This window comes from Sphingomonas sp. JC676, from assembly GCF_014489075.1.
Lineage (GTDB): Bacteria > Pseudomonadota > Alphaproteobacteria > Sphingomonadales > Sphingomonadaceae > Sphingomonas.
In genome coordinates this window covers 697327-716156 of the sequence record NZ_JACTGR010000002.1, presented here as the reverse complement: position 1 = coordinate 716156, position 18830 = coordinate 697327, and the positions used below count along the sequence as shown (strand labels likewise).

The window sequence follows — 18830 nt, the reverse complement described above, 5'->3', positions numbered from 1 at the left end:
TTAGCGCCTGCTTCACCGGCCTGCTCCAACATTCCCGCTATAAGGTCACCGCCTAAAGCGGGAAGCGCGGATCGGGATCGACGAAGAAGACGTCCCCGTCGATATCGACCAGATAGAGATTGTTCGCGCTGTCGATCCCGAACGAGACGAGCTGGTTGATCGTGCCCGCGTCGGGAATGAAATCCTGGTTGCGGCGCTCGTAACTGCCTGCCGGATAGAGTGTGCCGGGCGCCAGCGCAGCGGTGGCGGCGGCGGGAATGGTCCAGATATTGCCGCTGATATAGTCGCCGAAGACGTACGAGCCCTGGAGCGAGACGATGCCGCCGCGATAGACATAGCCGCCGATGATCGTGCTGCCCTGCTTGGGGCCGGTGCCATGGTCATATTGCGAGACCGGGCCGGTGAGGCCGGCGGGCGCGGTGCCCTTATAGGGTTGGGTGCCCTCGAGGAACGGCCAGCCGAAATTGAGGCCCGGCTGGTTGGTGTTGACCGCGTCGATCTCCTCGATCGCGCCCTGGCCTACATCGCCGATGATCAGCCGGTTGCCGTCGAACGCATTGCGGAACGGATTTCGGAGGCCATAAGCGAAGACATAGGGATCGCCGCCGCCGCCGATGAACGGATTGCCCGGCGCGGGCGCGAAGGGCGTCGCCGATCCGGGCGTGGTGTCGATCTTGATCCGCAGGATCTTGCCGAGCCGCGAACTGGTGTTCTGGGCGTTGTTGTTGGGATCGCCCGCGCCGCCGCCGTCGCCGGTGGCGTCGTAGAGATAGCCATCGGGTCCGAAGGCGATCCAGCCGCCATTGTGATTGTCGAAGCCGGGATGGGGGACGGTGAGCACGGTGCGGTAGCCCGCCGTGCCGATCGTATATTCGCGGATCTCGATCGTGCCGTCGGGCGCGGTGGCGTGGACGAAGACGACTCCCGAAGTGGCGAAATCGGGGCGTGCGGCGAGGCCGAGCAGACCGCGCTCGCCGCCGGTCGAGAGATTGCCGACGGTGAAGGCGGTGGTGAAGGTGCCGGTGACGTTGTTGATGAAATAGACCGTGCCGGTCTTGCCGACCGCGAAGACGCGCGTGTCGTCGCCGGGCACCGGGGCGACGAAGAGCGGCTGGTTCAGGCCGGTGGCGATGCGGCGAACGCGGATGCCTTCGACGGTGTTGGTAACGGTGACGACCAGGTCGAGCGTCGACGAGGCGGTGCCGTCGCTGGCGCGGAGCTGGACATTGTAGACATTGTCCGCGCCGACATCGGCGGGCAGCTCGAAATTGGGCAGAGTGGCGAAGGTGAGCGCGCCCGCGCCGGTGATCGCGAAGCGCGCGGAATCGGCCCCGCCAGCGATCGAGAAGGTGATCGGGTTGGCCTCCGCGTCGGTCGCGGTCGCCTGATAGACGGTCGAGTTGATGTTCTCCGGTGCGGTGGCGGTGGTACCCGAGGTAAAGGTGGGGGCAGTGTTCGCCGGGGTCGGCGTGGGTGTGGGAGCGGGCGTGGGGGCCGGCGCGGGGCCGCCGCCGCCGTCACTGCTGCTGCATGCCGCCAAGAGCATCAGAACGCCTAGTGCCGATCCGGTCCGCATCGCCGATTTCCCCTGAACTTTGCTGGCCAACCAACGCAATTGCCGTGCGATCCGTTCCGCGAGCCCAACGATCGCATGACACGAAAGTGATGCTGCGTCGCAACATGGCTGTAATGAAGCAGGCGCAACGCGGGCACAAAGGGGGCGGGAAACCCGCCTCGAACACAGGGGGTTCCAATGAAGATTCGTAATGCGCTGCTTGCGCTTGCCAGCCCGTTCGCGCTTGCCGTTTCGGCCTTTCCGGCGTGCGCGCAGGACACCGCGCCGCAGCAGAATGCCGCGCCGGAAGCGGTGGACGAGGACGAGATCGTCGTCACCGCGCAGCTGCGCGAACAGTCGCCGATCGAAGTGCCGTTCGCGCTGACCGCGTACAAGGGCGAGTTCCTGCAAGACATGGGCATCACCGAGTTCGACAAGCTCGGCCAGTTCGTCCCCGGCTTCGACGTGCAGAACCAGTCGCCCAACAATCCGGGCTTCGTGATGCGCGGCATCACCTCGGATTCGGGCAGCGCCTTCAACGAGCCGCGCGTCTCGGTCTTCCAGGACGGCGTCTCGATCTCCAAGTCGCGCGGCTCCTATGTCGAACTGTTCGACCTGGACCGGGTCGAGATCGCCAAGGGGCCGCAATCGACGCTCTATGGCCGCGGCGCGCTGATCGGCGCGGTCAACCTCGTCCAGAACAAGGCGGACCCGTACAACGGCTATGGCTATATCTATGCCGAGGGCGGCGATCATGGCCGCTACCGCGTCGACGGCACGTTCAACCTGCCGCTGGGCGGCGACCTCGGCTTGCGCGTCGCGACCCGGATCAAGGAGCGCGACGGCTATGTCGACAATCTGCTGGGCGGGCCGGACTATAACGGCATCAAGTCGGAAGCGGTGCGCGGATCGGTGCGCTGGGCGCCCGGCGCACTGACCTTCGACCTGATCGGCAATTACGAGCATGACCAAGCGACGGGGACGTCGTTCAAGTCGATCGCCTACAACCCGACCGACCCGACCACCGGCGCGGTGATCGGCGACCGCGGGCGCAATTCGGGCGCGGCTTTGGTCGCGAGCCCGGGTTTCGAGGGCGGGCGCCCGCTCGGGCTCGATCGCGACGTGTGGGGTGTGACCGGCATCGCCAACTATGAATTCTCGAGCACGCTCTCGCTGAACGCGATCGGATCGTACCGCGAGTTCAACGGCATCGAGATCTTCGACGCCGACGGCATATCGCTGCCGGTGCTGACCGCCGCCGAGGATGCGCGCGGCGACCAGACGATGGGGACGCTGCGACTGACCTATTCGGACGACCGGCTGACCGCGTTCGCCGGCGGTACCTATTTCAAGGAGAACGGCCTGCAGCGCACGCCCGCGCAGTTTGACGAGCGGCTTGCGCTGGCGCGGCTGACCAACACGCTGAACGGGGGCGGCGCGATCCCGGGCCGCCCGGCGAGCGACCCGGCGCCGCTCGGCTTCTTCGCCAATACCGCCTTCACCGGGCAACTGCTCCAGGGCGTGATCGCCAATGCGACCGGCCTGACGATCCCGCAGGTCGCCGCGCTGGTGCTGCCGACCGCGCAGGCCCAGGCGATCGCCGCCAACCTCAAGTCCGCGCATCGCGAGACCAGCACCAATTTCGCCAGCACCGAGAGCTGGGACCTGTTCGGCGATGTCAGCTTCAAGGTAACCGACCGGTTCGAGCTGGGCGCGGGCATCCGCTGGAGCCATGACGACAAGTCGACCGGCTTCGCGGCTTCGGTGACCAATGGCCGCTCGATCCTGGGCGGGTTCATCGGCGCGCTGTCGCAGCCCGCGGCGACCCGGGCGGCATTGCTCCAGGCGCTCGCCGCGCCCGGCGCCGCGAACATCCCGCCCTCGGCCGGCTATCCAGTGCCATTGTTCGGCCTGGGCCTCCAGCCGAGCGGGACCAACGGCCAGCGTACCGACCAAGGCCTGACCGACAGCGGCTTCACCTGGCGCGCCACCGCCCGCTACGAGCTGACGCCCGACGCCAATCTCTATGCCAACTACGCGCGCGGCCGCCGGCCCGAGATCCTGAGCGTCGGCGCACCCTCGGCGCCGGGCGGCGCCCCCAAGTTCAGCGTGCTGCCGTCGGAGACGGTCGACAGCTATGAGGCCGGCATCAAGACCGCGCTGGCGAACCGCACGCTCTTCGCCGACGGCGCGTTCTTCTACTACCACTACTCGAACTTCCAGACGACCGAGCAGCAGGGAACCCTGTTCGTGACGGTGAATGCCGGCCGCGCCGAAAGCTATGGCTTCGAGGGTCAGCTGACCTGGAAGCCGACCGACTGGGTCGATGTGTTCGGGACCTATGCCTATAACCACAGCCGCTTCTCGGCCGGCGCGCGCGAAGGCAATCATTTCCGCCTGTCGCCCGATCACAGCGCCTCGTTCGGCGTCGCGCTGAAGGTACCGGCGGGCCCGGTGAAGCTCGATTTCACGCCGAGCGTGACCTGGCAGTCGAACGTCTTCTTCGACGACGACAACGACCTGCCGGCGCTGCAGACGGGCAATCTGATCCCCGACACGGTGCAGGACGAGACGCAGAAGGGCTATGCGCTGGTGGACCTGCGCCTCGGCGTGGAGACGGCGAACGGCCGCTGGCGGCTCCAGGGCTTCGTCACCAATTTGTTCGACCAGAACTATATCAAGGATGCCGGCAATACCGGCGACAGCCTGGGCCTGCCGACCTTCATCGCGGGCGAGCCGCGGATGATCGGTGCGGCGCTGAGCCTGAAGATCGGCGGGCGCTGAACGGGCGCCGCGACACGCTGGGGTAGATAACGATAAATCCTCCCCGAGCTTTGCTCGGGGAGGGGGACCATGCGCAGCATGGTGGAGGGGCGGCGTGAAGCGCCGTTGCCTTTGCTACACTATACCCGGCCTGCGGCCGGCCCCTCCACCGCCTTCGGCGGTCCCCCTCCCCCAGCAAGCTGGGGGAGGATTTGTTTGACCTGCGCTTACTTGGGCAGGATCGCGTAGATCGCGCCGCCCAGATCGACGATGTAGACGTTGCCGGCGGTATCCTCGCCGAAGCACACCACGCTGCGGATGCCGCCTTTGTCGGGCGTGAAATCCGTGTTGCGCCACGTATATTGCGTCGTCGGCAGGATGGTGCCCTGGGTCAGTGAGGCATAGGGCACCGACCAGATGTTGTTGCTGCCGAAATCGGCGAACAGATACTGGTTCTTCAGCACGGCGACCGGACCGCGATAGACCACGCCGCCGGTAATGCTGTTGCCCGCGAAATTGCCGGTGCCGTGGCGATATAGCGTGACCGGGCTGACCAGATCGGCCGGCGGATTGGCGGTGTTGACCTTGTCGCCCTCGACCAGCGGCCAGCCGAAATTCATCTTCGGTTGGCTGACAGGCATCAGATCGACCTCTTCGTTGGTGTTCTCGCCGACATCGGCGATCACCAGCCTGCCGTCCGGCGCGAAGCTGTTGCGGAACGGATTGCGCAGGCCGAGCGCGAAGACATAGGGATCACCGCCGCCGCCGATGAAGGGGTTGCCGGGCGCGGGCGCGAACGCCGTCGCCGCGCCGGGTGTCGTATCGACCTTGATGCGCAGGATCTTGCCGAGCCGCGAATTGGTGTCCTGGGCCGGATTGCCGCCCGTGCCGCCATCGCCGACCGCATCGTAAAGATAACCGTCGGGTCCAAAGCCGATCCAGCCGCCATTATGCGTGTTGGCGCCCGGGTGCGGGATACTGAGCGCAACGCGGTAGCCGGTGCCGTTGAAGGTGGGATTGCCGACCTGATACTGACGGATCTCGATCGTACCGTCGGGCGCCGTGGCGTGGACGAAGATATTCTTCGATGTCGCGTAATCGGGGCTGGCGGCCAGGCCGACCACGCCGCGCTCGCCATCGGTGGAGAGACTGGCGACCGTCATCAGCAGCGTCTTGGTGCCGGTGGCGGGCTCGAGCGTGTAGATCTTCCCGCCCTTCTCGGTGACGAAGACATGGCCGGGATCGCCCGGAATCGGGCCCACCCAGGTTGGCTGGGTGAATCCGGTCGCGACCTGGACGACGCGGAAGCCCGCGGTCGCCGGGGTGACGGTGACCAGCAGGTCGAGCGTGGTGTTCACCTTGCCGTCGCTGGCGCCGATCTGGACGGCATAGACATTGTCGCCGTTGCTGTCCGTGGGGGTGGCGACCTTGGGCGCGGTGACGAAGCTCAGCGCGCCGGCCTGCGTCATCTTGAACTGTCCGGCATCGGCGCCGCCGGAGATGCTGAACAGGATCGGATCGCCGTTCGCGTCGGTCGCGGTCGCCTGATAGGCGGCGGTGGCGTTCTCGGTCACGTTCGCGGTCGCCGGCGAGGTGAATATTGGCGCGGCATTGGCGGGAGTCGGTGTTGGCGTGGGGATCGGCGTGGGTGTTGGAGCGGGCGAACCGGTGCCGCTGCCGCCACTACATCCCGCCACCAGCAGCAACGGCGCGATCGTGCGCGCCAGTGCCAGGATGGAAACCGAACGGGCGCCGCTAACGGGGGTGCGGCTGTACGCGATACTCTTGGTCATGCGATGTTTTTCCCTAGACCGAGCGCCTTGTTGCGTGTGCGCAATGGTCGAGGGTTGGACTATGAGGCGCTGATTATCAGGATATTACAATGGGGCTGCCTTAAGCATGTTTGTGACCTTCCAGATGTGACCACTTCGGTGCAAAAGCACCTGGAACATAATGGAACATCGCCGAGCGGGATCGGGCCAGTCATTGGCTTTCGCAAACGCGCGCGGTTTCCTATCAAGCTGTGTCCATCGCGAGAATCGGGGGAATTTTTGACTCGCGACCTGTTGCCATTGCCGCCTCTGGTGGCCTGCCGTGCGCATATCCGACGAGCGCGTGCCTGATGGGCACGGCGATCGTCGCGCTGCTGACGCTGTTCAAGCTTGGCAAGGTAGGCGGCACGCTGCTCACCATGCTCGTCTCGCTTGCCATCTATGCGCAGATATTCGGCTGGCAATATGCCGCCGGCTTTATCGGGCTGCTGTTCGTGCACGAGATGGGACACTTCATCGCCGCGCGGCAAAAGTCGCTGCCGGTCAGCGCACCGACCTTCATCCCTTTCGTCGGCGCGTGGATCGAGCTCAAGGACCAGCCGATGGATGTCGAGACCGAAGCCTATGTGGCGTCGGCGGGCCCGTTCCTCGGCACGATCGGCGCGCTCCTCGTCTATCTATGGGCGCGGCATACCGACAGCGACCTGCTGCTCGCGGTCGCCTATAGCGGTTTCTTCCTCAACTTCTTCAACCTGATCCCGCTGTCGCCGCTCGACGGCGGCCGGATGACCGCGATCCTGGGGCCGCGCATCTGGTTCCTCGGCGTGCCGATGATGCTGGCGCTGATGCTGTATCGCCCGAGCCCGCTCCTGTTCGTGATCGCGATCGCGGCGCTTCCGGCGCTCAGACAGGCGTGGAATTACGATCCGGAAGCGCCGGAGAACCAAGCCTATTACAACGCGTCTGCCGCGACCAAGATCCAGTACGGGGTCTTCTACCTGGGGCTCGCGGCGTTCCTCGCGCTGATGACCGATGGGACGCACCAGATGTTGCAATGAAACAGGCGGCGCCGTGCCGCCCAAATAGGGGGAGACGATGATGAACGAGACGACCGTGGAGGCGGCCGAGGTGCCGCTCGAGGAAATGGGCCATGACGAGGCAGTCGCCCATATGCGCGCGCGGCAGAATTTCGCACTCGCGGTTCCGGCGGGGCTCGCCGCCGCGGTGGTGGGCGCGGCACTATGGGCGGGGTTCGTCTATGTCACTCATTACCAGCTCGGCCTGATCGCCGTCGCGGTGGGTGCACTGGTCGGCTATGCGGTCCGTGTGGCCGGGAACGGCATCGACCAGAAGTTCGGGATCCTGGGCGCGGCGTGCGCCGCGCTCGGCTGGCTGCTCGGCACGGTGATGGTGGATGTCGCGATGGTGGCGCAGCTCGCAGACATTTCCTTCCTGGACGCGCTCGGGCGGCTCGACTTGAGCAACATCGCGACGCTGGTGATGGAAGCGTCGGACGCGATGGACCTGCTGTTCTTCGCGATCGCGGTCTGGGAAGGCTATAAGTTCGCGTTCCGTCATCGCTTCTGACGCCGCGCGCGGACAAGAAAGGGCGCCCGGGTTTCCCGGGCGCCCCTCTTACCCTTCAGTAAGCAGCGCTTAGGCGCTGTAATACATGTCGTACTCGACCGGGCTCGGGGTCATTTCCCAGCGGGCGACATCGGCGCGCTTGATCTCGACATAGGCTTCGACCTGGTCCTTGGTGAACACGTCGCCCTTGAGCAGGAAGTCCATATCGGCCTCGAGGCTGTCGAGCGCCTCGCGAAGCGAACCGCAGACCGTAGGGACGAGCTCGAGCTCGGCCGGCGGCAGGTCGTACAGGTTCTTGTCCATCGGCTCGCCCGGATGGATCTTGTTCTGGATGCCGTCGAGGCCGGCCATCAGCAGCGCCGCGTAGCAGAGATACGGATTGGCGAGCGCGTCCGGGAAGCGGAACTCGACGCGCTTGGCCTTGCTGCCCGCACCATAAGGGATGCGGCACGAGGCCGAGCGGTTGCGGCTCGAATAAGCGAGCAGCACCGGTGCCTCATAGCCCGGGACCAGCCGCTTGTAGCTGTTGGTCGAGGGATTGGTGAAGGCGTTAAGCGCCTTGGCGTGCTTGATCACACCGCCGATGAAATAGAGGCACATGTCCGACAGGCCGGCATAGCCATTGCCCGCGAACAGCGGGGTCTTGCCATCCCAGATCGAAATATGGGTGTGCATGCCCGAGCCGTTATCTTCCTTGATCGGCTTGGGCATGAAGGTCGCGGTCTTGCCATAGGCCTGGGCGACCTGGTGTACGACATACTTGTAGATCTGCATGCGGTCGGCGGTCTGGACCAACGTGCCGAAGGTCAGGCCCAGCTCGTGCTGCGCCGCGGCGACCTCGTGGTGATGCTTGTCGCAGGGCAGGCCCATTTCGAGCATCGTCGCGACCATCTCGCCGCGGATGTCGACGGCGCTGTCGACCGGGGCGACCGGGAAATAGCCGCCCTTGGCGCGCGGGCGGTGACCCAGATTGCCGGCTTCATATTCCTTGCCGGTGTTGGTCGGCAGCTCGATATCGTCGATCGCATAATAGCTGGTCGCGTAGCTGTTCTCGAAGCGGACATCGTCGAACATGAAGAACTCGGCCTCGGGGCCGACATAGACGGTGTCGCCGATGCCCAAAGTCTTGAGATAGGCTTCCGAGCGCTTGGCGGTCGAGCGGGGATCGCGCGAATAAAGCTCGCCTGTCGAGGGCTCGACAATGTCGCAGACCAGGATCAGCATCGGCGTGGCCGAGAAGGGATCGATCCACACCGCGTCGAGATCGGGCTTCAGGATCATGTCGGACTCGTTGATCGCCTTCCAGCCCTCGATCGAGGAGCCGTCGAACATCAGGCCGTCGGTCAGCTCGTCCTCGCCGATCACGCCCGCCACCATGGTCAGGTGCTGCCACTTGCCCTTGGGATCGGTGAAGCGCAGATCGATCCACTCGATCTCGTTCTCCTTGACCATCTTCAGGACGTCATTGGCCGAATTCGCCATCGCTAAACCCTTTCGCTTTCATGCTGTCTGCCCGACGAATCAGGCAATTAAATTACGTTCGCGCTCGCAGCATCGCTAGGATGCTGCGCCGCGTCAAACTGCGTTTTCGTTGCGCTCCCCGGTGCGGATGCGGAGTGCCGTCTCGACCGGAATCACGAAGATCTTGCCGTCGCCGATGCGCCCGGTCTGGGCCGCGGCGGCGATCGCCTCGACCACGCGATCGGCGAGCGCGTCCTCCACCACGACCTCGAGCTTCACCTTGGGCAGGAAATCGACGACATATTCGGCGCCGCGATAGAGCTCGGTGTGCCCCTTCTGGCGGCCGAAGCCCTTGGCCTCGGTCACGGTGATGCCCGAGACGCCCACTTCGTGCAGCGCCTCCTTCACTTCATCGAGCTTGAACGGCTTGATGATCGCTTCGATTTTTTTCACTTGGTCCCCCGGGGATACGCCGAATGCCCTGCCGCGCGACTAGCATGACTCATGCCAGAGCGGTCGGTCTAGGCTAGTCCTCCGGTTGCACTCAGCGCAACGGTTAACAATTGCCTATCAAATAGGCAGCACGGACCGGGGTGCCCGATCGAAGGGCAGTGGGATCAGGCGGTGCGGACTTCCGCCAGGAAACGGTCCACGCCGTTCGAAAGCGCCTCGGCGCCCGAGAACAGGCTGGCAGCGAGCAGCTCCATGTCGCCCGCGCTTTGCGACGCGGCCTGCGAGGCGGCGCCGATCGCCTCGATGTCATACTGGACGCCGACGGTGCCCTCGACGCTCTCGCTGACATTGTGCGCGATCGTGCGGGTGGCGGATTGCTGACCGCGCACTGCCTGTTCGATCCCCGGAGAGATCGGCGATCGCGACGATCGCGGCCTCGACCCGGGCATGGTTGGCGGTGACGAGGTCGACCGCGCGGCGAATGTCCTCGACATGCGCGGTGACGGTCTCGGCGGCGTCGCTGACCTGGCCGGCCAGCGCCTTCACTTCGTTGGCGACGACGGTGAAGCCGGAGCCGGCATGACCGGCACGCGCGGCCTCGATCGAGGCGTTGAGCGCGAGCAGGTTCACCCGGCCGGCGATCTCACCGATGATCGCGGTGACGCTGCCGACGGTCTGCGCGAAGGCGCCCAGTTCGGCGGTGCGGGTGCGGCTGTCGTCGACCAGGTCTACGGCGTGCGCGGCCGAGGCCTTGGCGGCGGTGGTGCTCTGGCCGATCGTGTCGAGCGTCGCGGCGAGCTCATCCGATTCGGCGGCGATGGCGGCGAGATTGTCGTGGTTCTGGGCGACCGCCGCGGCGAGCGCGGTCGCCGAGGCGCTGTTGCTCGCAGCGCGATCGACGGTGGCGGTGGCGCTCTGCTGGAGCGTGGCGGCTAGGCTACGGAGCTTCTCGGTCAGCGAGCCGATTTCACTCTCGAGGCGTTCGCTGGCGGCCTCGATCCGGCGCGCGCGGTTGAGGCGTTGCTCGGCGGCATGGACCTGGCGCTCGGCGGCGAGCTGGATGAGGCGCCGATTGCCGATCACCGCGAAGAGCTGGCCGCCGCGCGTGAGGATCATGCCTTCATGCCCGTCCTCGGCGGTATAGGCATCGACCAGCGCCTCGGGATCGAGCGAGGCATCGGCGACCGGGCAGGTGCGGACCAGCGCCTTCAGCCGGCCGCCATAGGCCGGGTTGCGCATCAGCGCATGGCCGAAGGGATTGAGCAGCAGACGGCGCACGTCCTTCTCGAACACCGCGCCGACCGGGCGCTGCGCCGGATCGACCACAGGGAGCAGGCGGAGCGACAGATCGTCCTGAAACCGGCGCACGGCATCGCTGATCGACGCGCCTTGCGGCAGCGAGGGCGCGTCTCGCTCGGCGGAGGTGAGCCATTGCGCAAGGAACCTAGGATCGGCCTGGGGGCGGGGGCGATGGGGCTGGAACATCGCGATCGCGCTAGGGCCTTCATGGTAAATGCCGCCTTAGTGTTTGATGACAGGATGAAGACACGCGCAAAAAAATTGCGCTGGCGAAACAGCCATATGCGGTGCAATCCTAGGGGAACCAACTGCCTCTTTCGTACGTTGATCCATGTTAAGACGGCGTGGTGGCATCTATGCACCTCTACCCCATGGATGTTCCGGCGGAGATTCACCGCTGGATCGAAGATGACGAGCATCCCGGTCATCGCAGCGGCGAAGTAATCGTCGCCAAGGGGCCGTTGGTGATCATGGCGCATGGCATCTGCGCGATCGATCCTGTCTTTCGCCGCGCATGCTGGATCACCAGCGAGGTCGGCGACTTGAATGCCGAAGAGGCAGAGGAAGCGCTGCGCTACTGGTCGACCCGTGCCGAAGGCGCCGACGAGGAAGCGTAACGCGAATGTCGCATTCGGATCGCTCCGGGCTCATCCTCCCATCCGTGACGCAAATCAGCGAATAGCGGACAATCAAGCGACCGACGGGTTCCTTTTCGCGAACCGGTTGACCGCTCCTGCGCCCGGCGCTATCGGCGCTAATGCGAGTTAATCGCAATAGTAGCTGGAGGCGCGCGTGTATCGATTCCTGGACCGGCCCGTGTTCGATCTGCCGCCCGGCGATCAGATGATCCTGTGGTCGATGCGGAGCTGGGTGGTGGCGATGTCGATGCAGAAATGCCCGTGCGCCACGCTGGGGCCGTCGTTCGAGCGCTGGCGGGTTCCCGAGCTGCTGCGCGACTTCAACATGGCGATGTTCGTGCTCAACGTCGAAGGCGCGGGGCCGCTGCGCTTCGGCCAGCCAGGCTGCGTCACGGTCCATGACGACGAGGCGGTGCTGCTGACGCTGTTCCATGCCGCCGCGGACGGCGACGAGCGGCTGGTGGGACGGCTGGCGGCGCAGCTCGTCAAGCCCGAGATCGTCCATCCCTTCATCGTCGCGGTGCTCCAGGCGAGCGACGTGCTGCGGCGGACACCGGTGCCGCGCGGCTCCAACTCCTGACAAGGATCGTCGATGACAATGCATACGCGCCCGCCGGCGCTGCTCCCGGCGCATGCCAGCTTCGCCACGTCCGGCGTGCGCTGGGTCAAGCACTGGAACGAACATCTGTTCAGCTTCGCGATCGAGCGCCCGACGAGCTTCCGCTTCCGATCGGGCGAGTTCGTGATGATCGGGCTGATGGACGGCGACCGGCCGCTGATGCGCGCTTATTCGATCGCGAGCCCGGCTTGGTCCGACGAGCTCGAATTCCTCTCGATCAAGGTGCCGGACGGGCCGCTGACCTCGCGGCTCCAGGCGATCCGGCCGGACGATCATGTCTATCTGGGTAAGAAGCCGACGGGGACGCTCGTCTCCGACGCGCTGCTGCCGGGGAAGCGGCTGTTCCTGCTTTCCACGGGTACGGGGCTGGCGCCGTTCCTGAGCATCGCGCGCGACCCCGACATCTATGAGCGGTTCGCGCAGATCGTGCTGGTGCACAGCGTGCGGCGCGTGAGCGACCTTGCCTTTCATGACGAGCTTACCGCGCAGCTGGCGAGCGACCCGCTGGTGCAGGAGCAGGCGCTGCTCCAGTTCCATTATGTGCCGACGGTGACGCGTGAGCCGTTCCGGACGACCGGGCGGATCGGCGAACTGGTCGCCAATGGCTGGTTGTTCAAGGCGCCGGTGGCGGGCGAGCGGGAGCTCAATCCGGAAACCGATCGGGTGATGCTGTGCGGGAGCACCGCAATGATCCGCGACTTTGCCAGGATGCTGGAGGGGCGGGGCTTTATCGAGGGCTCGAACGCAGCGCCCGGCCATTATGTGATCGAACGGGCGTTCGTAGGCTAACGATATGATCTTACGACAATTTGCTACAATATCGTCGCTTGCGTGAAATCTTGCGGAGAGGCCGGGCGCCGATCCGGCCTGTACCGCGAAAGATGCGGGCAGGAGATTTGAAATGAATGTGAAGTGGAAATATTTGGGGGTCGCCGCGATCAGCGTCGTCGCGACGCTGACCGCGGGCGGCATTGCCATGGCGGGGATGCACCGGGGCATCGGTCCTTTCGGCAATGCCGATGCGAACAATGACGGGATGATCACCCAGGCGGAATGGACACAGGCCGCCACGACCCGGTTCCAGCAGCTCGACATCAACAAGGACGGCAAGCTCGCGATCGGCGAAGTGCCGCGCGAGCCGCACGGCCCTCGGCATGGTCCGGGCAGGCACGGCTTCCACGACCGTGACGACGACTGGAGCCCGGAGGAACCCGCGCCCACGCCGGTGCTGGTCAACGGAACCGCCGCCCAGACACCGGCCGGCTGACGTCCGGCGGCTAGGCGGCTTGCGACCGGATGGCGCCGATCTCCGCGCTCGCGCTGCGGATATCGGCCGCCAGCTGGTCCACCCGCGCAGGATCGGCGTCCCACGCGAACATGAAGCGGGCACCGCCGCCGATGAAGGTGTAGAAGCGCCAGCCACGCTCGCGCAGGCTCTGGAGCACCGGCTCGGGCGCGCGGACGAAGACGCCATTCGCCTCGACCGGGAACATCGGCGCGATGTCGGGCAGGTCGACGATCTGCGCCGCCAGCCGCAAGGCGCAGTGATTGGCGTGCTGGGCGTTGCGCAGCCATGCGCCGCTCTCCAGCATCCCGACCCAGGGCGCCGAGAGGAAGCGCATCTTCGAGGCGAGCTGGCCGGCCTGCTTGCAGCGATAGTCGAAGTCCTGGGCGAGCGTCGCATCGAAGAAGAGCACCGCCTCGCCGACCGCCATGCCGTTCTTGGTGCCACCGAAGCAGAGCACGTCGACGCCCGACTGCCAGGTCAGCTCGGCCGGGCTGGCGCCGAGGCTGGCACAGGCATGGGCGAAGCGCGCCCCGTCCATATGGAGCTTGAGCCCGAGCTCGCGGCAAACCGCCGAGAGCGCCCGGATCTCGGCGACGCTATAGACCTGGCCGGTCTCGGTCGGCTGGGTGATCGTCACCACGCGCGGCTTGGGGAAATGGATGTCCGAGCGGCTGGTGGCGACGGTGCGCACTGCCTCGGGCGTCAGCTTGCCGTCGGTGGAGGGCGCGACGAGCAGCTTGGAGCCGTTGGAGAAGAATTCGGGCGCGCCGCACTCGTCGGTCTCGACATGGGCGGAGGCCGAGCAGATCACGCTGTGATAGGATTGGCAGAGCGAGGCGAGTGCGAGCGAATTGGCCGCGGTGCCGTTGAAGGCAAAGAAGACCTCGCAATCGGTTTCGAACAAGGTGCGGAAGGCGTCCGACGCGCGCTGTGTCCAGTCATCGTCGCCATAAGCGGGGGCATGGCCGCGATTGGCGTCTTCCATGGCCGCCCAGGCTTCGGGACAGACCCCGGCATAATTGTCGCTGGCGAACTGCTGAACTTCGGTCATCACGCACACTGGCCTTCTCACTGGTGTTGGCACCAGGAACCAGATCGACGCGTGGCTTCATCCCGTTGGTTGCCGGATCGGCCACATCCCTCCGCTGGAAGCGGAGACACCACCTTGCCGGGAAGGCAGGTTGGTGCCGGGCGTCGGCCCGACTCTTGATGCTGCGGCGCGGAATAATGCGGGCGGGCAGCGAGGGCAAGGGGTGGTATGTGCGGGTCGCGCGCGTAGCGCGAAGGACCGCCGAACGGCGCTTCACCAAACCTAAAGGACCGGCGCGGTAACATAGCGGGTTGGCAGAATGCCGGCGCCGGAGAATTTGGGTCATGAGTGGAGACTCCCCGACCGCGAAGAACGCCGCTGTAGCCAATTCCGGCAGCAATACCCGCATCTGGCCGTTCGCGCGAAACGGAGACGCGCATGCAGCAGCCGTGAAGGATGCGCATTCGAGCCTCCTTCGCAATTACGAGGAAATGAAGCTCGGCTGGTTCTGGGCAACGGATGCGGACGGATGCATCACCTACATGACCGATTCGATCGGCGCGCTGCTGACCGGAGGGGCCAACGACATCCTGGGACGTGAGCTCGTCTCCCTGTTCAAACCCGCGAACTCGGATGCGGAGCGACGGCGCACATTGCCCTTTCAGCTCATTCGCCATGCACGTTTCGAAACGACCCAGGTGCGGATCGATATCAACGGCATTGAGCGCTGCTGGGAGCTGTCCGGTCAGCCGCAGCTGGATCGCACCGGGAATTTCTGCGGCTATCTCGGCCATGGAACCGACGTGACGGTCGAACAGCAATCAGTTGAGGAAAACACGCGGCTGGCGATGTACGACCCGCTGACGGGACTTCCCAACCGGCGTTGCGTGACCAGCCTGCTGGAAAGGACGATCGTCGCATTCCGGGTGCAGCGGCGCCCGTGCGCGGTGCTGCTGATCGACCTGGACCGATTCAAGCAGATCAACGATACGATGGGCCACCCGGTTGGCGATGTGCTGCTCAAGCAGGTCGCGGAACGATTGGTGAGGATCGTCGGCGATGCCGAGAAGATCGGCCGCATCGGCGGCGACGAGTTCCAGATCGTCCTTCAGGATACGCATGATCGCGGCGCGCTGGGCGACATGGCCAATGCGATCATCGAATCGCTGTCGCATCCCTATTCGATAAACGGCAGCCGTTGCATCATCGGGGCCTCGGTCGGAATCGCCGTCAACCCGTTCGATGGCGAGACCAGCGAAGAGCTCATCCGCAACGCCGACCTGGCGCTTTATGCCGCGAAGAGCGGCGGCCGGGGACGATTCCGCTTCTTCTCCACGGAATTGCTGAGATCGGCGGAAGAGCGCCGTGTCCTCGAACACGACCTGATGGACGCGCTCGGCAATGGCGAGATTGCCGTCCACTACCAGCCGGTCGTCAACGCGCTCACTAATGAGGTGAGCGGGTTCGAAGCGCTGATGCGCTGGAATCACCCCAAGCGCGGACGGATTTCGCCCTCCATCTTCATCCCGATCGCCGAGGAAGCCAATCTCATTCCGCAACTGGGCGAGTGGGCGCTCAGGAAAGCTTGCATGGATGCGGCAAGCTGGCCGGGCGAATTGCGTGTCGCGGTGAACGTCTCGCCGATCCAGTTTGCCAGCGACAGCCTTCCGCAGATCGTGCTCAGCGCGCTCGCCAACTCCAACCTGCCGCCCGACCGGTTGGAATTGGAAATCACCGAGAGCGTGTTCCTGGGCGACACGCTCGAAACGGAAAAGAGATTCGAGGTCCTCAAGGCGCTCGGCGTACGGCTGGCGCTCGACGATTTCGGAACGGGGTACTCCTCGCTGGGGTATCTCAGGACGGCGCCATTCGACAAGATCAAGATCGATCAGAGCTTTGTGCGCAACTCGACCGAGGAGGGCGCGCGAAATCAGGCGATCATCGCCGCCATCGTTGCGCTGGCCGGCGCCCTGGGGATGGAAACGACCGCCGAGGGCATCGAATCCTTCGATCAGCTGGAGACCATGCGCGCCTTGAAGGTGAGCCACGTGCAGGGCTTCCTGTACAGCCGCGCCGTATCCGCCGAGGAGCTCAAAAACTATGTCGAGGACGGCCGTTGGGTCATCAAGCCCAGCGGTCCGGCAAAGCAGCGCCACCACCGGCACGCCACGTTCCGCAAGGTCGGCGTGATCCACGACAATCATTACTATGCCGCCGTGCTGCGGAATCTCTCCGCCTCCGGCGCGCTGATCGATGGCATTGTCGACGTGCCGGAAGGTACGCAATTCGTGGTCGATCTCGGCGACGGCCAGTTGGCTGTCGCCACCGTCCGCCGCGCCTCGAACCATCAGCAAGGCGTGGAATTCGAGCAGCGCCTGGTGGACGACGGCAATGGCGGCCTGTGCACCAGGCATCGCGTGTCTCCGCTGATGCTGGCTTCCGAAGGACTGTCGGCCGAGCTTTTCGCGCCGAACAACAATCTGGTCGTGAAGACGCTTGACGGACAGCTCAGCCTGCCGGCCTTCCATACGCTGACCGAGTGGAAAGCCGCCATCGACGGACGGCGGGTCGCCTGACCGGGCGGACCCACACCGCTATCGGCTAGTCCGGTCTTTCAGCAGATTCCGGCAGCAGATCATGGCGCCGCGGCCGCCCGCACTCAATAAGGCGGGCGGTCCAGCCCCTTGGGGCTCTTGGTGAAGATCTCGCAGCCGTCCTCGGTAATCCCGATCGAATGCTCGAACTGAGCCGAGAGCGAGCGGTCGCGCGTGACCGCCGTCCAGCCATCCTCCAGCAGCTTCACGTCGGGGCGACCGATATTGATCATCGGCTCGATCGTGAAGAACATGCCGGGACGCAGCTCCGGGCCGGTGCCGGGGCGGCCGACATGGACGACCTCGGGCGCATCGTGGAAGACCTGGCCCAGGCCATGGCCGCAGAAATCGCGGACGACGCCGTAGCGGTGCCGCTCGGCATGGCGCTGGATCGCGTTGCTGATGTCGCCCAGATGATTGCCCGGCTTGGCCTGCTCAATGCCGAGCATCAGGCATTCATAGGTGACGTCGACCAGGCGGCGCGCCTTGATCGGCACGTCGCCGACCAGGAACATGCGGCTGGTATCGCCGTGCCAGCCGTCCAGCATCGGGGTGACGTCGATATTGACGATATCGCCGTCCTTGAGGGTGCGGTCGCTCGGGATGCCGTGGCAGACGACATGGTTGATCGAGATGCAGCAGCTGTGCGTGTAGCCGCGATAGCCGAGCGTGGCGGGGACGCCGCCACCCGCGACCGACATGTTGCGGACGATATCGTCCAGCTCCTCGGTGGTGACGCCGGGCACAACATGGGGGACGAGCGCGTCGAGGATCTCGGCGGCGAGTCGGCCGGCCTTGCGCATCCCCTCGAAGCCCTCGGGCCCGTGGAGCTTGATCGCGTGGCTGCGCGCCTGCGGCATGTCGGCGGTGACGGTCACATATTCGGTCATTTCGAGAATATAGGCGGGCGCGCGCCGCTTTGCGAGACCTTCCGGCTGAGCTATGCGACCGACATGGGCGAGCGCATCTGGACCGCGGCATTGGTGGTGATCGGCGACGAGATCCTCTCGGGCCGGACCCAGGACAAGAATATCGCGCAGATCGCGAGCTGGCTCAACGTGCAGGGAATCCGACTCGCCGAGGTGCGCGTGGTGCCCGATGTGCAGGCGGCGATCGTCGAGGCGGTCAATGCGCTCAGGGCCCGCAACGATTATTGCTTCACCACCGGCGGGATCGGGCCGACGCATGACGACATCACCGTCGATGCGATCGCGGCGGCGCTGGGCGTGGGCGTGGTGGTGCACCCGCACGCCCGCGCGGTGCTCGAACGCTATTACCAGACGAAGGGCGGGCTGACCGATGCGCGGCTGCGGATGGCGCGGGTGCCCGAGGGCGCCGATCTGATCCCCAACCGCATGTCCGGCGCGCCGGGCATCCGGGTGGGCAACCTCTTCATCCTGGCGGGCGTGCCGCACATCACCGCGGGCATGCTCGATGCGCTGACGGGAACGCTGGAGGGCGGGTTGCCGGTGGTTTCGCGCACGGTGGGGAGCTGGGTGGCGGAGAGCGAGATCGCCGAGTTCCTGCGCGAGACAGAGCACGCGCACGAGGGGGTGTCGATCGGCAGCTATCCCTTCTTCCGCGATGGAAAAACGGGCGCGAACTTCGTCGTGCGCGCGACGGATCAGGCGCTCGTCGACGCGTGCGTCGAGGCGCTGATCGCCGGGCTCAAGGCCAGGGGCCTGGAGACGGTTGAGGGCGGAATCTGATCGTCAGCGGGCTGAGCACAACTATTCCGTCATCCCGAAAGCCGGGATCCAGAGCCAAATAG

17 protein-coding genes and 1 riboswitch are annotated in these 18830 nt (G+C 65.4%); of the genes, 9 read left to right on the top strand and 8 right to left on the bottom strand.

Translation table 11 applies throughout. The annotated features are described in order from the left end of the window. Positions 1-52 precede the first annotated feature (52 nt). A complete protein-coding gene (locus tag IAG41_RS10140) occupies positions 53-1546 on the bottom strand; it encodes a PQQ-dependent sugar dehydrogenase (protein ID WP_187728478.1) in 1494 nt (497 codons plus the stop codon). A 207-nt stretch (positions 1547-1753) separates the two neighbouring features. Between IAG41_RS10140 and IAG41_RS10135 the strand changes: the two genes are divergently transcribed. After that, complete coding sequence (locus tag IAG41_RS10135) at positions 1754-4339, top strand: TonB-dependent receptor (RefSeq protein ID WP_187728477.1); 2586 nt, start codon at positions 1754-1756, stop codon at positions 4337-4339. Positions 4340-4545: 206 nt separating this feature from the next. On the opposite strand, the gene IAG41_RS10130 is transcribed toward IAG41_RS10135, so the two are convergent. Then, a complete protein-coding gene (locus tag IAG41_RS10130) occupies positions 4546-6111 on the bottom strand; it encodes a PQQ-dependent sugar dehydrogenase (RefSeq protein ID WP_187728476.1) in 1566 nt (521 codons plus the stop codon). 329 nt (positions 6112-6440) lie between these two features. On the opposite strand from IAG41_RS10130, the gene IAG41_RS10125 reads away from it, so the two are divergent. Both IAG41_RS10125 and IAG41_RS10120 read left to right on the top strand, forming a co-directional pair. Next, entirely contained in the window at positions 6441-7148 is a 708-nt protein-coding gene (locus IAG41_RS10125; RefSeq protein WP_187728475.1) for a site-2 protease family protein, read from the top strand. Between the two features lie 40 nt (positions 7149-7188). Next, positions 7189-7677 (top strand): hypothetical protein, encoded by a 489-nt coding sequence (locus tag IAG41_RS10120; protein ID WP_187728474.1) that lies wholly within the window; start codon positions 7189-7191, stop codon positions 7675-7677. A 69-nt stretch (positions 7678-7746) separates the two neighbouring features. Here IAG41_RS10120 and glnA read toward each other — a convergent pair whose 3' ends face one another. The 4 genes from glnA to IAG41_RS10100 all read right to left on the bottom strand — a co-directional run bounded on the left by glnA (position 7747) and on the right by IAG41_RS10100 (position 11076). Then, positions 7747-9159, bottom strand: a complete 1413-nt coding sequence (glnA, locus tag IAG41_RS10115) for a type I glutamate--ammonia ligase (protein ID WP_187728473.1) — start codon at positions 9157-9159, stop codon at positions 7747-7749. Positions 9160-9252: 93 nt separating this feature from the next. Next, positions 9253-9591, bottom strand: a complete 339-nt coding sequence (locus tag IAG41_RS10110) for a P-II family nitrogen regulator (protein WP_187728472.1) — start codon at positions 9589-9591, stop codon at positions 9253-9255. 164 nt (positions 9592-9755) lie between these two features. After that, positions 9756-9980: a hypothetical protein gene (locus IAG41_RS10105; RefSeq protein ID WP_187728471.1), complete on the bottom strand. Its 225-nt coding sequence runs from the start codon at positions 9978-9980 to the stop codon at positions 9756-9758. Continuing rightward, positions 9898-11076 carry a methyl-accepting chemotaxis protein gene (locus tag IAG41_RS10100; RefSeq protein WP_187728470.1) on the bottom strand — a complete coding sequence of 393 codons (1179 nt, stop codon included), beginning with the start codon at positions 11074-11076 and terminating at the stop codon, positions 9898-9900. The genes IAG41_RS10105 and IAG41_RS10100 overlap by 83 nt, the downstream gene beginning before the upstream one ends. 161 nt (positions 11077-11237) lie before the next feature. Here IAG41_RS10100 and IAG41_RS10095 point away from each other — a divergent pair, with 161 nt between their 5' ends. The 4 genes from IAG41_RS10095 to IAG41_RS10080 all read left to right on the top strand — a co-directional run bounded on the left by IAG41_RS10095 (position 11238) and on the right by IAG41_RS10080 (position 13414). Continuing rightward, complete coding sequence (locus IAG41_RS10095; RefSeq protein ID WP_187728469.1) at positions 11238-11507, top strand: hypothetical protein; 270 nt, start codon at positions 11238-11240, stop codon at positions 11505-11507. A 175-nt stretch (positions 11508-11682) separates the two neighbouring features. Continuing rightward, positions 11683-12108, top strand: a complete 426-nt coding sequence (locus tag IAG41_RS10090) for a hypothetical protein (RefSeq protein WP_187728468.1) — start codon at positions 11683-11685, stop codon at positions 12106-12108. A 12-nt stretch (positions 12109-12120) separates the two neighbouring features. Next, a complete protein-coding gene (locus IAG41_RS10085; RefSeq protein ID WP_187728467.1) occupies positions 12121-12936 on the top strand; it encodes a ferredoxin--NADP reductase in 816 nt (271 codons plus the stop codon). Positions 12937-13048: 112 nt separating this feature from the next. Further along, entirely contained in the window at positions 13049-13414 is a 366-nt protein-coding gene (locus IAG41_RS10080) for a hypothetical protein (RefSeq protein WP_187728466.1), read from the top strand. A gap of 10 nt (positions 13415-13424) precedes the next feature. On the opposite strand, the gene IAG41_RS10075 is transcribed toward IAG41_RS10080, so the two are convergent. Then, positions 13425-14486 carry a threonine aldolase family protein gene (locus IAG41_RS10075; protein ID WP_187728465.1) on the bottom strand — a complete coding sequence of 354 codons (1062 nt, stop codon included), beginning with the start codon at positions 14484-14486 and terminating at the stop codon, positions 13425-13427. Positions 14487-14541: 55 nt separating this feature from the next. Further along, a riboswitch (SAM-I-IV-variant riboswitch) is annotated at positions 14542-14653 on the bottom strand. 156 nt (positions 14654-14809) lie between these two features. Here IAG41_RS10075 and IAG41_RS10070 point away from each other — a divergent pair. Further along, positions 14810-17041, top strand: a complete 2232-nt coding sequence (locus tag IAG41_RS10070; protein ID WP_187728464.1) for a putative bifunctional diguanylate cyclase/phosphodiesterase — start codon at positions 14810-14812, stop codon at positions 17039-17041. An 83-nt stretch (positions 17042-17124) separates the two neighbouring features. Here IAG41_RS10070 and map read toward each other — a convergent pair whose 3' ends face one another. Next, positions 17125-17949, bottom strand: coding sequence for a type I methionyl aminopeptidase (gene map / locus IAG41_RS10065; protein WP_187728463.1), 825 nt, complete (start codon positions 17947-17949; stop codon positions 17125-17127). A 63-nt stretch (positions 17950-18012) separates the two neighbouring features. Here map and IAG41_RS10060 point away from each other — a divergent pair, with 63 nt between their 5' ends. Further along, the gene (locus tag IAG41_RS10060; RefSeq protein ID WP_187728629.1) at positions 18013-18768 is read left to right on the top strand and encodes a competence/damage-inducible protein A; all 756 of its coding nucleotides are present in this window, start codon (positions 18013-18015) and stop codon (positions 18766-18768) included. The last annotated feature ends 62 nt before the right edge of the window (positions 18769-18830 follow it).